Source organism: Actinomyces sp. S6-Spd3, from assembly GCF_000758755.1.
Classification (GTDB): Bacteria; Actinomycetota; Actinomycetes; order Actinomycetales; family Actinomycetaceae; genus Pauljensenia.
Genome location: NZ_JRMV01000281.1, coordinates 362,493 through 375,661 on the forward strand (window position 1 = coordinate 362,493; position 13,169 = coordinate 375,661).

The 13,169-nt window shown below is 55.6% G+C and carries 12 protein-coding genes; 8 read left to right on the forward strand and 4 right to left on the reverse strand.

Annotated features, from left to right (window positions below; genetic code table 11):
* Positions 1-13: 13 nt before the first annotated feature.
* Together metE and HMPREF1627_RS08770 are read left to right on the forward strand one after the other, a co-directional pair.
* The gene (gene metE / locus HMPREF1627_RS08765) at positions 14-2,323 is read left to right on the forward strand and encodes a 5-methyltetrahydropteroyltriglutamate--homocysteine S-methyltransferase (RefSeq protein ID WP_034502988.1); all 2,310 of its coding nucleotides are present in this window, start codon (positions 14-16) and stop codon (positions 2,321-2,323) included.
* Between the two features lie 257 nt (positions 2,324-2,580).
* Entirely contained in the window at positions 2,581-3,000 is a 420-nt protein-coding gene (locus HMPREF1627_RS08770) for a winged helix-turn-helix domain-containing protein (RefSeq protein WP_034502990.1), read from the forward strand.
* 60 nt (positions 3,001-3,060) lie between these two features.
* On the opposite strand, the gene ilvA is transcribed toward HMPREF1627_RS08770, so the two are convergent.
* On the reverse strand, positions 3,061-4,347 hold the full coding sequence (gene ilvA / locus HMPREF1627_RS08775) for a threonine ammonia-lyase IlvA (RefSeq protein ID WP_034502992.1): 1,287 nt from the start codon (positions 4,345-4,347) through the stop codon (positions 3,061-3,063).
* A gap of 107 nt (positions 4,348-4,454) precedes the next feature.
* Between ilvA and orn the strand changes: the two genes are divergently transcribed.
* From orn to ettA, 3 genes are all read left to right on the forward strand, one after another.
* A complete protein-coding gene (orn, locus tag HMPREF1627_RS08780) occupies positions 4,455-5,087 on the forward strand; it encodes an oligoribonuclease (protein WP_107066773.1) in 633 nt (210 codons plus the stop codon).
* A gap of 133 nt (positions 5,088-5,220) precedes the next feature.
* Positions 5,221-5,850, forward strand: a complete 630-nt coding sequence (locus HMPREF1627_RS08785) for a single-stranded DNA-binding protein (RefSeq protein WP_052040912.1) — start codon at positions 5,221-5,223, stop codon at positions 5,848-5,850.
* A 96-nt stretch (positions 5,851-5,946) separates the two neighbouring features.
* The gene (gene ettA, locus HMPREF1627_RS08790) at positions 5,947-7,629 is read left to right on the forward strand and encodes an energy-dependent translational throttle protein EttA (protein ID WP_034502995.1); all 1,683 of its coding nucleotides are present in this window, start codon (positions 5,947-5,949) and stop codon (positions 7,627-7,629) included.
* Between the two features lie 117 nt (positions 7,630-7,746).
* Here the strand turns inward: ettA and HMPREF1627_RS08795 are convergent, their stop codons facing one another.
* Positions 7,747-8,703, reverse strand: a complete 957-nt coding sequence (locus HMPREF1627_RS08795; RefSeq protein WP_034502999.1) for an acyl-CoA thioesterase — start codon at positions 8,701-8,703, stop codon at positions 7,747-7,749.
* A 140-nt stretch (positions 8,704-8,843) separates the two neighbouring features.
* Here HMPREF1627_RS08795 and HMPREF1627_RS08800 point away from each other — a divergent pair, with 140 nt between their 5' ends.
* Entirely contained in the window at positions 8,844-9,140 is a 297-nt protein-coding gene (locus tag HMPREF1627_RS08800) for a PTS transporter subunit EIIB (RefSeq protein ID WP_034503002.1), read from the forward strand.
* Positions 9,141-9,171: 31 nt separating this feature from the next.
* Entirely contained in the window at positions 9,172-11,295 is a 2,124-nt protein-coding gene (gene malQ, locus HMPREF1627_RS08805) for a 4-alpha-glucanotransferase (protein WP_034503004.1), read from the forward strand.
* Positions 11,296-11,301: 6 nt separating this feature from the next.
* On the opposite strand, the gene HMPREF1627_RS08810 is transcribed toward malQ, so the two are convergent.
* Together HMPREF1627_RS08810 and HMPREF1627_RS08815 are read right to left on the reverse strand one after the other, a co-directional pair.
* A complete protein-coding gene (locus HMPREF1627_RS08810; RefSeq protein WP_034503008.1) occupies positions 11,302-11,778 on the reverse strand; it encodes a PTS sugar transporter subunit IIA in 477 nt (158 codons plus the stop codon).
* Positions 11,775-12,005 carry a PTS transporter subunit EIIB gene (locus HMPREF1627_RS08815; protein ID WP_034503010.1) on the reverse strand — a complete coding sequence of 77 codons (231 nt, stop codon included), beginning with the start codon at positions 12,003-12,005 and terminating at the stop codon, positions 11,775-11,777. Before HMPREF1627_RS08815 ends, HMPREF1627_RS08810 begins: the two co-directional genes overlap by 4 nt.
* A 123-nt stretch (positions 12,006-12,128) precedes the next feature.
* Here HMPREF1627_RS08815 and HMPREF1627_RS08820 point away from each other — a divergent pair, with 123 nt between their 5' ends.
* Positions 12,129-13,136 (forward strand): glycosyltransferase family 2 protein, encoded by a 1,008-nt coding sequence (locus tag HMPREF1627_RS08820; RefSeq protein ID WP_034503706.1) that lies wholly within the window; start codon positions 12,129-12,131, stop codon positions 13,134-13,136.
* Positions 13,137-13,169: the final 33 nt, after the last annotated feature.

Below are 13,169 nucleotides of genomic sequence, written 5' to 3' on the forward strand. Positions count from 1 at the left end.
AAAGGATAAGTAAATGACTCAATTCCCTACGGCGACCATCCTGGGTTACCCGCGCATCGGTCGTGGCCGCGAGCTGAAGAAGGCGCTCGAAGCCTACTGGGCGGGCCGCATTTCCGCCGAGGAACTTCGCGCGACGGAAGCTCTCCTGCGCAAGACCACGCATGACCGCCTTGTCGAGCTCGGCCTCGGCAGGGATGACGCGTCGATCCCCGAAACCTTCGCACTCTACGACCAGGTTCTGGACGCAATCACCCTCTTGGGTGCGGTTCCCGAGCGCTACCGTTCTTTCGAAGGCTTGGATCTGCACTTTGCTCTCGCGCGCGGCAATGCGCAGGTTGCGCCTCTGGAAATGACCAAGTGGTTTGATACGAACTACCACCACCTGGTTCCCGAAATTGGCCCTGATACGCCGATTTCTTTCGCTGATCGTACGATCGTCGAGCGCTTCCTTGCCGCCAATGAAGAAGGCACCGTTGTCCGCCCCGTTCTTGTTGGTCCCGTGACCTTCCTCGCCGTCGCTAAGGCTGATGAAGCAACCCCCGATTACGATCCCTTCGAGCGCCTTGACGATGTTGTTGCGGCATACGCAGACGTCCTCGCAGAGCTTGCCGAGGCCGGTGCTCCCTGGGTCCAGATCGATGAGCATGCGCTTGCTTCTGATAACCTCCGCGTCGATCGCGCCACGCTGATCGAATACTCGAACCGGGTCTTCCGTGCTCTGGCTGCACTCGAGAAGCGTCCTGCGATCTTCGCTGCTATTGGTTACGGTGATGGTTCACGCGCTGCAGCTTCTCTTGCCTCCACCGGCATTGAGGCTCTCGGCCTGGACCTGTGCCGTGGTTCTCTTCCCGAGGCCACTTCCGTGGATCTGTCCAAGGTTGCCCTCGTTGCGGGCGTCGTTGATGGCCGCAACATTTGGCGCACCGACCTCGATAGCGCAATTGCGCGACTCGATGACGCGAAGGCACTTCACCCCGCATCGTTGGCCGTTTCCACTTCTACTTCGCTTCAGCACGTCCCGCACGACACCGCGCTCGAAAAGTGGGACGATCCCGTGCTCGATGCGAACCTCCACGCATGGCTGGCTTTCGCCGATCAGAAGGTTGCGGAGGTCGTCACCCTTGCCCGCGGCGTGCGCCAGGGCTGGGATTCCATTTCCGAGGCCGTCGAGGCGACCCGCGAGGTTCTTGCGCAGCGTGCAGCTGCTCCCGGTGTTGTTCGCCCCGAACTGCGTGAGCGTGTTGCAAAGCTGACCGAAGCCGATCGCGAGCGCGAGGACTTCGCTCTTCGCGATGAACTTCAGCGTGAGCGCCTTGACCTGCCGCTGTTGCCTACCACGACGATTGGCTCCTTCCCACAGACCACCGAGATCCGTCGGGCGCGTGCTGCTTGGGCGAAGGGCGAGCTTTCTGACGCAGACTACGCAGAGCGTATGCGCGAAGAAATCGCTTCGGTGATTCGTCTCCAGGAAGACCTGGGACTGGATGTCCTGGTTCACGGTGAAGCTGAGCGCAACGACATGGTTCAGTACTTTGCTGAACAACTCGATGGCTTTGCAGCAACGAAGAATGGCTGGGTGCAGTCTTATGGTTCACGTTGTACCCGTCCTTCGATCCTGTGGGGTGACGTTGTCCGTCCTCACGCGATGACCGTTGAATGGGCACGCTATGCGCAGTCGCTGACTTCTCACCCGGTTAAGGGCATGCTGACCGGTCCGGTCACCATCATTGCGTGGTCCTTCCCGCGTAACGACCTGCCTTTGGCTCAGGTTGCTGACCAGATTGGTCTTGCCCTGCGTGACGAGGTCACTGACTTGCAGGACGCTGGAATCGCGGTTGTCCAGGTTGATGAACCCGCATTGCGCGAGCTTCTTCCTTTGGATGCTGCTCGACACGGTGAATACCTCAAGTGGGCAGTGGATTCCTTCCGCTTGGCCACTGCTGGAGTCCGTCCCGATACGCAGATCCACACGCACCTGTGCTACTCGGAGTTTGGCCAGATTCTTGATGCAATCTTGGGCTTGGATGCGGATGTTACCTCGATTGAGGCTGCGCGTTCTCGCATGGAAGTGCTTCCTGAGCTTGCAGAGCAGGGATTCAACCACGGCGTCGGCCCGGGTGTGTGGGATATTCACTCGCCTCGAGTTCCTTCGGTGGAAGAACTCACCGAGCTTCTGACGCTGGCTGCCGAATCGATCGAGCTGCGTAATCTGTGGTCGAACCCCGACTGCGGTTTGAAGACTCGTGGTTATGCAGAGACCGAAGAATCCCTCAGGAATCTTGTTGAGGCAACGCGAATCGTGCGTGCCCAGCTTGAAAACTGAGTAGTTATTGCTGCCTGAGAGGGTGGGAACATGTGGCCTATGGCCGCGTTCCCACCCTCTTGTTATTCCTTTTGACACGAGTTCAGCATTCGATAGAATAGGGCTATGACTTTTAACGCGACCATGACCTGCCGCCCCATGTGCGGCTCCATGTGCTCGCGAATGTGTATGTGATTGACCTTCGCCCTGTCAATCGCTACCGCCTGAAATCCCACGATGAAAGTGGTGTGTGCGGTACCAAATAGTTTGGATACACCATGACCCTTGTTTACACCCCTGAAACCCGTCCGGCTGAAGCTCCGACTTCTTTCGAGGATTTCCTTGAAGTTCTTGCAGGTCTCAGGCTCTCACCCGCATCAACGCACATTGATCTGGACCATCGCCGCCTTGAGGTTTACGGCTCGTCAGTCAAGCTTTCGAATAAGGAATATGAACTGCTTGCCTACCTGGCTAAGCGCGCGGACGAAGTAGTTTCACGCGACGAATTGCTGGAATCGGTCTGGTACGGCGAAGGCCTCGAGACACAAACGCGCACGATTGACGCGCATATCCGTCGTTTACGAGCAAAACTGCCCGAGACGGATCTTATTTCCACCCTTCGAGGCCAGGGTTACCGTTTCAACTCCACCCCGACGGTGCGCGTGAGCTGCACGCGTGTCCACACACTCGTTGCCTAGGCGCTGCGCATAATCCAGACAGAAACAGCGGGGCTCAGCTCGGTGCCTCAGGCTCCTTGCCTAAATCACCAGGCGGTAGATTTCAGAATCGGGACGAAGCTCTTCAACGTGCAGGGGAGAAGCCTCCATGCGCTCGCGCAATCCCGTGATGTCCTCACGATCAGCAAGATCGATACCGACCAAAGCCGGCCCAGAATCACGGTTATTCTTCTTCGTGTACTCAAAGTGAACGATGTCGTCACCAGGTCCGAGAACATCTTCGAGGAAACTACGAAGCGCCCCGGGTTGCTGCGGGAAAGTCACCAGGAAGTAGTGACGCAAACCCTCATGACGCAACGAGCGTTCCATAATTTCCGCGTAACGAGTCATATCGTTATTGCCGCCTGAAACCACTGCAACAAGAGCGCCGCTGGCGTCACCCAGAAGCTGTGCGCGTTGCTCAGGATCAGAGAAGTACATACGCGCCGCAGCCGAGGCCAACGCGCCTGCAGGCTCAGCGATCACACCGTCTGAGTGGTACAAATCGAGCATTTCAGTGCAAACTGCGCCTTCAGGAACGACCAAAATATCGTCGACCAGTTCACGAACGACAGAGTAGGGCAGGTCGCCAGCGCGGCCTACAGCAGTACCGTCGACAAAAGGATCAACTTTAGGAAGGGAGACGATCTCGCCTTCCTCGAGCGCAGCATGCATGGAGGCTGCGCCCTTGGGCTCAACGCCGTAAATCTTGACTCCGGGGAAACGGGAACGAACCCAGGTCGCAATTCCCGCAAGGAGGCCACCGCCACCAACAGGGACCAGCACAGCGGCGGCCTCGGGAAGGATCTGTTCCTCGAGCTCGACGGCGATTGTTCCCTGGCCGGCAATGGTATAAGGATCGTCGTAGGGGTGGATGTAGGTGCGGCCGGAGTGACGCGCAGCTTCCTGTGCTTGTGCGTTCGCACGGTCGAAAGTACCGTCGACGATCACCTGTTCAACCCAATCGCCGCCAATCGTTTCGATACGCTGACGCTTTTGCTTGGGAGTATTGGACGGAAGGTAGATGGTTCCGCGAACCTTCAACTGAGAACAGGCATATGCCAGCCCCTGAGCATGGTTGCCTGCGGATGCACACACAACTCCGCGGCGGCGCTCTTCCTCGCTGAGCATACTCATGCGGAAGTAAGCACCTCGCACCTTAAATGAACGGCACGTTTGCATATCTTCGCGCTTGAGGTGAACGGGAACACCCACGAAATCACTCAGGCGCTGGGAGTACATCACCGGTGTTTTCTCAACGACATCACCCAAAATTTCCGAGGCCTGGGCGACCAACTCGGGAGAAAGGGGGAACTGATCCGTTGACATAGGTACTCCTTGAATTGACGATCGGTCTTTATCGTAACTCACGGCTAGTGAGCGCACTTTCTCACGCCAAACAGTGAAATCTCGGTGAGAAGCCTACACTTGAGAACGTGAGTGATTTGAAAGAACCATTGGTGTGGATCGATTGCGAAATGACGGGACTCGATGTGTCCCGCGATGCCTTGATTGAGGTTGCAGTAGTTATTACCGACGCTGATCTGCGTATCGTTGACCCGGGCATTGATGTCCTTATTACCCCTCCCGCTGAGGCCCTGGAAGGGATGAATGATTTCGTCCGGCAGATGCATACCTCATCGGGGCTACTTGAAGATCTTGCATCGGGAACGACGATGGAAGAAGCACAAGAACAGGTCCTGTCCTACATTCGTCGCTTCGTCCCCGCGCCGAATAAAGCACTCTTGGCCGGTAATTCCGTTGGTACGGATAAGCTCTTCCTCGAAGCGAATATGCCGCAGGTCATTGATCACCTGCACTACCGACTGATCGATGTATCGTCGATTAAGGAACTCGCAAAGCGCTGGTACCGTAGGGCTTTCGAGGAAGCTCCTGTCAAGCACGGTGGACACCGCGCATTGGCCGATATCCTCGAGTCGATTCAAGAACTCGAGTACTACCGCCGTGTTCTTTTCCCTCACGAACCCATCACGCGTGAGTACGCGCGCGAGGTCGCTCAAGAGGTCGTGGCCTTGAAAATCCCTGAAACTGGTGAGGAATCTCAGTAACTTTCGAGTTTTCCACAGGGCGCACCGGTATCGGCGTTTTCCACAGACGCCGGTACCGGTCTTCCTTTTTCGGTGCGCGTGGACGCACAGTGGTCGAACCCGTCAAGGGAACCCGACTCTAGGAGGAAGAACCATGAACAACCAAGGCACCGTCATTCTTCGCGGTCGCGTCGGATCAGATCTACGGAGCATGACGACTCAGTCAGGGACAAAAGGAATCCGATTCCGCCTCGCCGCAAGTCAATGGCGAATTAATGACTCTGGCAAGTATGAGGAACGTGATCCCCACTGGTACACGGTATGCGTGTGGGATCGACTTGCAAAGAATCTTCTCTCGAGCGTTGAAAAGGGAACTCCAATCATTGTCAGCGGGCGACCAAGTGCTCGCGCGTGGATTGGCCCCGATTCCGAGGCGCGCGCGGAGCTTGTCATTAACGCGAGTTTTTGCGGTATTGACCTTGCTTTCAACCCTGCGGCAGTCATGAAACCGAAAATTCCTCAACACAATGTTCAAGAATCAGCGACCGTTGAAGCGGGGGAGTACGCCGCACAGCCGGATATGGAAGAAGTATCTTCAAACGGCGTTTACCGCCATGATCCGGGCGCTCCAGATACGCACTGCAGCACAGGTGAAAGAAATGGGATTGGCACTGAAGCCACATGCTTGATTGAGCACTGCACTGGTGACTGCGATGCTGACGAGGATCGTCATTCATCCTGGGAGGCGGAGGAGTCAGATCTCGACGGAAGTGATGCGGCTTAGAAGTCCTATATGCCAAAAATGCGACTCGTGCCTTAGCATTGAGGGGTCTGCCCAACTACGACGGCGTTATGTTACGTGATCCTGAACGGAGAATCCATGGCGGAGTTCATCTACCAAATGATTAAGGCTCGCAAAGCTATTGGTGACAAAGTCATCCTTGATGACGTCACAATGGCTTTCTTCCCCGGCGCTAAGATCGGTATGGTCGGTCCCAACGGTGCCGGTAAGTCCTCGATCCTCAAGATCATGGCAGGACTGGATGAGCCCAGCAACGGCGAGGCTCGTCTCAGCCCCGGATACACCGTCGGGATCCTTATGCAGGAACCCGAATTGGATGACTCCAAGACGGTGATCGAAAACGTTCGTATGGGCGCTGCCGATACCTTCGCTAAGCTTGCGCGTTTCAACGAGATCTCGGAAGAAATGGCAAATCCGGATGCTGATTTCGATGCCCTGATGGATGAGATGGGCAAGCTGCAAACCGAAATCGATGCCCTGAACGCGTGGGATATCGATTCGCAGCTCGACCAGGCCATGGATGCGCTTCGATGCCCGCCGCCGGACCAGCAGGTCAGCGTACTCTCCGGTGGCGAGCGCCGCCGCGTCGCTTTATGCCGTTTGCTCATTGAAGCTCCCGATTTGTTGCTTCTTGACGAACCAACCAACCACTTGGACGCCGAATCGGTTCTCTGGCTTGAAAAGCACCTTTCCACCTACCCCGGCGCTGTGATTGCTGTTACCCACGACCGTTACTTCCTCGACCACGTCGCTCAGTGGATTGCCGAAGTTGACCGCGGTCACCTGTATCCCTACGAAGGCAACTACTCGACCTACCTGGAGACAAAAGAGAAGCGTCTGCAGGTTCAAGGCCAAAAGGATGCAAAGCTTGCAAAGCGTCTGAAGGAAGAACTCGAGTGGGTCCGCACCTCACCGAAGGGACGTCAGGCGAAGTCGAAGGCGCGTCTGGAACGCTACGAAGAAATGGCTGCTGAAGCAGAACGCAGTCGCAAGCTTGACTTCGAAGAAATTCAGATCCCGCCGGGACCGCGTTTGGGCAACATCGTGATCGAAGCTTCGAACCTTCGAAAGGGCTTCGGAGATCGCGTATTGATCGATGGACTTTCCTTCTCCCTGCCTCGAAATGGCATCGTCGGTGTTATTGGCCCCAACGGCGTTGGAAAGACGACCCTGTTTAAGACCATCGTCGGCTTGGAGCCGCTTGACGGAGGTGAGCTCACCATCGGTGAGACAGTCAAGCTGAGCTACGTTGACCAGAATCGTGCGGGAATCGATCCCGATAAGACGCTGTGGGAGGTCGTCTCTGACGGACTGGACTACATCCAAGTCGGCAGTGTCGAAATGCCCTCCCGTGCATACGTTTCAGCCTTCGGCTTCAAGGGCGCAGACCAGCAAAAGCCTGCAGGCGTTCTTTCCGGTGGCGAACGTAACCGTCTGAACTTGGCTCTCACGCTCAAGCAGGGGGGCAACCTGCTGCTCCTTGACGAACCGACAAATGACCTCGATGTGGAAACCCTGTCTTCACTGGAGAATGCTCTCTTGCAGTTCCCCGGTTGTGCAGTGGTGATCACCCACGATCGTTGGTTCCTTGACCGCGTTGCCACGCACATCCTCGCGTGGGAGGGCACCGACGAGAACCCCGCATCGTGGTACTGGTTCGAAGGAAACTTCGAATCCTACGAAAAGAACAAGATCGAGCGATTGGGACAAGACGCAGCTGCGCCTCACCGCGTGACGCACCGTAAGCTCACTCGCGACTGATCTCTGGGTTACGACTCAATGGGAGGGAACGGTGAAACCGTTCCCTCCCATGGTTTTGGTAGTTATCTATACGAAGAAGTAGGGGTAGATTGTACCTTCGGTGGCGCAAGATCAGCGCTACGCCATGCTGCTCATCGGTTTACCACTCTGGGGGTCCACACCAAATCCCCAGTGGCTTGATTTGTGTCCTTCGCTGGGAATGCGAAGCATTGCCTCTTGTGTGGCATGGGCAAGCAAAGTCCCGTGCTGCGAAAATATTGAGCATTCGACCAATACACGTCCGTTGACAATCTGCGTACAGCGTTGATCGAAAAGGATCCACTCATTGATATCGACATCATGGTGGAACCACATCGCGTGGTCCAAAGAAGCAGCAACGAGCCCCGGAGACATCCACGACAAACCAAGAGTGCGAAGCGCGGGTTCCAACATCACCTGGTCGACAACATAAGTCAGGAGTGCTCGGTGAACATACTGGGAGGCTTCTTCTGGAACGCGAGCTCGCGGTTTCATCCACAGCCGCTGTGCTGGTTCTCTTTGGGGATCAGCTTTGGTGTACAGGCTCTGACCGATGTGTCGAACGTCAAATGCCGCAGTCTTTCCAAGAAATTTCCCGACAGGGTGGTCCATGAGCCTGAAAATCTCAAAGGCAGAGCGGCACTCATCTGCTGGGGGCACCTGCGGAGCAGACGGCGAATAGGAGGGTGCCGCCTCGTGGCCCTGGAAAGAGACACTCATAGTGAGGATCTCGCGGGTGTCTTGGAAACAAGAGACCGAACGATTAGTAAATGAACGCCCGTCGAGTACTCGGGTCACGTCGAGGGTAAAAGGACTCTCTGGGTCTCCGCCTCGGACAAAATATGCGTGTAGGGAATGGGGGAGTCGCCCCTCGGGTACAGTCGCACTGGCGGCAAGAAGACCCTGGGCAAGCACTTGCCCCCCATAGACTCGGCGGACCTGAGGCAGTGAGCGGGCGATAAAAGAATCTTCGCCATTTTCTTTGAGAGAAAGAATGCGCAGTACCGAGGCAACAGGTTCCGTTGAGATGGTGGGGACGGGAAGCGGCGTTGTCATAGATCTATTGTGCTCATTCCGCGCCTGAAAGTGCAGTGCACTTGTGTATCTCAGGTTGTCATACGTGACGTATTGCACTGCATCGAATATCCCGTATATATTTATGAGGTGTATGTCACTTGTGTGGAGAGGGGATAGGCGTGGAAACGGCATCGCTTCTTCTCCAATCACTTGGGGGAGCGTCGAATATCCGCGATATCGAACCGTGCATGCTCCGTATTCGAATCGAAGTGGAGTCGCCGGAATTGGTCAACGAAGAAGGTCTTCGTGTGCCTGAGGTATTGGCTCTTGTACGCTCTGGCAACATCGTTCAGCTTGTAACAGGTGTCAATGCGCGCAACATTGCTTTGCAGATGCTCCAGTTGTGTTTGCCTCAAGATGTGTCTGCTGGCACACGCAAATCGCTGTTCTCACGTATTCCGCAACCCATAAAATAGACAAAAGCAGCTGTATTTCAGAGAGGACCTCATGGCAAACCAATCGGTAACAGAGAAACTACGTGAACTCGCCGAGACCGTGGGGGTCTCAACCGGTTTCTGGGATTGGTACGGTAACTGGAAGCATGTTGAAGATGCCTCCCTCATCGCCGTTTTGAACTCTTTGGGTTTCTCTCTTTCTTTTGATCCCTCAGAGGCAGAAATTAACGACGCATTCCGACGCAACGAAGATTTTGCTTGGGCTGCGCCGCTTCCTCCGACAACCGTGTGCCGTCAGGGCAATGAAGCAGAAATTCCTGTCCATGTTCCTCACGGAATGGGCGTGTGGTGCCACGTTGAGACCGAAGATGGATATCACCATGAACTTGAGCAGCTAGATCGCCCGATCCCGCCGCGAATGGTTAATGGAAATCTGGTCGGCCGTGCGACCTTTAAGATTCCCAACTGGTTGCCGCAAGGATGGCACCGGATTGTTGCTCGTCATGAAGATGGCAGCGAATGCTCCTCGACCTTGATCGTTGTTCCGCAACGACTTTCTTGCCGTCTCGATGATGGCCACAAGCGTTGGGGGGTCGCGGCTCAGCTCTACTCCACGCGTTCGAGCGGCTCGTGGGGGATGGGGGATACCCAAGATCTGGCTGATTTGACGGCAATTGTTGCGCGCGATGGCGCAAACTTCCTGCAGGTCAACCCCCTGCATGCACCCCAGCCGTGTTTCCCCCAGGAGACTTCGCCTTACCTTCCGGTTTCGCGTCGTTGGGCAAGCCCCCTCTACATCCGTCCCGAGGCCATCGATGAGTACGCGCGCATGGACGGAAAGGAACGCGGAGTTATTACGCGATATGCGCACGCATCTCGATCTCAGGAAGACATCATCGACCGTGACCTCTCATGGAAGTCTAAGCTGAAGGCCCTGCGCAAGATTTTTGAGATCCCCCGCTCGATCACTCGTCAGGCGCAATTCGAACATTTCTGCGCTGAGGGCGGAGAATCCTTAGAGAACTTTGCTCTCTGGTCTGCTCTGGTTTTTGAGAATGGGGACATCGAGCTTCCTGCGCCTTACGCATCAATCAATGCTCCCGAAGTTGAGCAGGCGCGCCAGCGCTTGGCGGGTGAAATTGAGTTTTGGCAGTGGTGTCAGTGGATCGTCTTCGATCAGCTGATCCGCGCCCAGGAAAGTGCACATCGCTTGGGAATGGATATGGGTATCATGTCCGACCTCGCCGTGGGCGTGCACTCTTTGGGCTCAGAGATTTGGTCGATGCCCGAGATCTTCGCCCCGGGAATGAGCGTTGGTGCGCCTCCCGACATGTATTCGCAGCAGGGGCAGAACTGGTCGCAGCCACCGTGGTCTCCGCGTGGCCTTGCCGAGGCCGGCTACGCGCCTCTTCGCGACATGTTGCGTTCTGTGCTCTCGTATTCGGGTGCAGTTCGCATCGACCACATTCTTGGTTTGTTCCGTCTGTGGTGGATCCCCGAGGGGATGGAAGCAAGTGCCGGTGCCTACGTTTCCTATGATCACGAGGCCATGGTTGGGATTGTGCTTCTCGAAGCGCAGCGCGCGGGCGCAGTAGTCATTGGTGAAGACTTAGGAACGGTTGAACCTTGGGTTCGCGGTTACTTGAATGATCGTGGCATCTTGGGCACTTCAGTTCTTTGGTTTGAAAAAGAAGGAAGCGGATGGCCATTGTGGCCTGACCACTATCGTCGTTCCTGCCTTGCTGCAGTAACGACGCACGATCTTCCGCCGACCCTTGGATACCTCGAGGGTGTTCACACTCAACTCCGGAATCGTTTGGGCTTGCTTGTCGAGGACTTGGACCAGGTGCTCGAGGCTGACCGCGTTGAACGAGAGCGAATGGTGTCTCGCCTGAATGAAGGCGGCTTCATTCACAATGACGAGCCCAGCGAAGAAGAGCTTGTTATGGGCTTCCACGCTTATCTAGCGGCTTCCCCCGCGCTCCTGCTTGCGGTTTCTCTTGTCGACGCAGTTGGAGAGAAGGCTCCCCAGAACCTGCCCGGAACCTCAGATCAATATCCGAACTGGTGTATCCCTCTCCATGGCAGTGATGGCGAAGAGGCGCATATCGAGGATCTTGCCGCTTCAGAGAAGGTGCACGCCTTCCTCTCGAACGTGAATCGATACGTGCGCTAAGTGAGCTTAGCTTTCTTCTGATGCCCGGTGCACTCGTGCGCCGGGCATCAGTGCTTCGATCGGTGAACAATCTGCAGGCAGATGCTCAAGATAGCTTGCAGGTGGACACAAGACAACAACAATGACTTCAAGCGGGTAGCCCATGTTGCGGGCTGGCGCGGTGTCCCATGCGATCAGTGGGTCACCCGCACTGACTTCGTCCCCAAGATTGCGGATACTTGAAAAGCCCTCACCGCCCAGCTTCACCGTGTCAATACCCAGGTGGACGAGAATCTGTTGCCCGTTTGCACGAGTAATTGCACAGGCGTGAGGAAGTAGATGCGTGAGGGTGCCATCCGTAGGAGCGCACACCTTCACATAACGGTCATTTTCTGGTGCGACGGCAAAGCCCGGCCCCATGATTTCCTCGGCGAAAACCGGGTCCGCGAGCGTATTGAGATGTCGAAGCGTCCCGGAAATGGGGGAGTAGAGCTCGAAACTCACTTGAGTGAAGAGATTTCCTCAGCGATTTCTTCTGCTTGCGGACCCATGACGATCTGCGCGTGGGACCCCACCACGACGACACCGAATGCGCCGGCTTCACGAAGCGCGGCCTCGTCGATCTTTGAATCATCCTTGAAATCAACGCGAATGCGGGTGATGCAATGCTGAAGATCGGTGATGTTATCCCAACCGCCAAGTGCGTTCAGGATGGTTTCTGCTTGGCTCATGATGCCTCCCCATTGCGATTTAGCCCTTAGGCCAAGGATAACGCGAAAATGCTCCCGTGTTCAGGGAATTAGGTCAGAAATTTGGGTGAATAGACTAGTATTCAAGGCGTGGAACCAGACATTTTGTTGACAGTCGTGATCCCTGCCTACAACGCACAGGACTACATTGATCGAGCAGTGACTTCAGTGCGTGGCTTTGATGAAGTCGAGGTGCTCATCATTGATGATGGCTCTCGCGATAAAACCGCTCAGATTGCTGATGAATGGGTAACTCGTGATCCCGAGCATATCCGCGTTATTCATCAGGAGAATGCTGGCCATGGCGGCGCTGTTAACGCTGGCATTGCTTCGGCGCGTGGGCGTTACCTCAAAATTCTCGATGCTGATGACTGGTTGGATCGTCTGGCGCTGAAACGTGCCCTTGAGCGCTTGGCCCTACGCGAAGAACAAGGGGAACCTCTCGACCTTCTAGTCGCTAATTACGTCTATGAAAAGCAAGGAAAGTCCCATAAAGCGGTGATCCGCTATGGCAATGTGATTCCCCGTGATCGTGTCGTGAGCTGGGATGAGGTCAAGCGCTGCCGCTACGACCAGTACTTGATGATGCATGCGCTCATTTTGCGCACGGAGCTTGTGCGCGAGTGTGGACTAGTGCTCCCGACGCACACGTTCTATGTCGACTTCATTTATTCCTTCGTGCCGGTCATCGATGTGCGCACTTTCGAGTATCTCGATGTTGACCTCTATCGCTACTTCATCGGGCGCGATGATCAGTCAGTCAATGAACAAGTGATGATTTCACGTGTCGATCAGTTATTGCGTGTGAATGCTGCAATGGTTGACGCAATTCCTCATCCCGATGATGTCCCGCCGAAACTGTACCGCTACCTCGTTCATTACCTGCGGATTAACTGCGTGATCTGTACGGTCATGCTTTTGCGTTCGGGAACGGAAGAGAATGCGGCTCGCAAAGATGAGCTATGGGCGCAGCTAGAAGCGAAGAAACCGGAGGCGTATCGAGCGGTACGCCGAGATCTTCTTGGGCGTTTGATTACCTTGCGTTCGAAGCCTGGGCGCGCGGTAATTATGTCGGGCTACCACATTTCGCAGTGGGTCTTGGGATTTAACTAAGTAGCTTAGCTGGGGCAAAGTGTCCATTTGACT

Bases quoted from the DNA above. Each gene is read 5' to 3' on its own strand.
- metE (WP_034502988.1), top strand. From the start codon at position 14: ATGACTCAATTCCCTACGGCGACCATCCTGGGTTACCCGCGCATCGGT.
- HMPREF1627_RS08770 (WP_034502990.1), top strand. From the start codon at position 2,581: ATGACCCTTGTTTACACCCCTGAAACCCGTCCGGCTGAAGCTCCGACT.
- ilvA (WP_034502992.1), bottom strand. From the start codon at position 4,347: ATGTCAACGGATCAGTTCCCCCTTTCTCCCGAGTTGGTCGCCCAGGCC.
- HMPREF1627_RS08785 (WP_052040912.1), top strand. From the start codon at position 5,221: ATGAACAACCAAGGCACCGTCATTCTTCGCGGTCGCGTCGGATCAGAT.
- ettA (WP_034502995.1), top strand. From the start codon at position 5,947: ATGGCGGAGTTCATCTACCAAATGATTAAGGCTCGCAAAGCTATTGGT.
- HMPREF1627_RS08795 (WP_034502999.1), bottom strand. From the start codon at position 8,703: ATGACAACGCCGCTTCCCGTCCCCACCATCTCAACGGAACCTGTTGCC.
- malQ (WP_034503004.1), top strand. From the start codon at position 9,172: ATGGCAAACCAATCGGTAACAGAGAAACTACGTGAACTCGCCGAGACC.
- HMPREF1627_RS08815 (WP_034503010.1), bottom strand. From the start codon at position 12,005: ATGAGCCAAGCAGAAACCATCCTGAACGCACTTGGCGGTTGGGATAAC.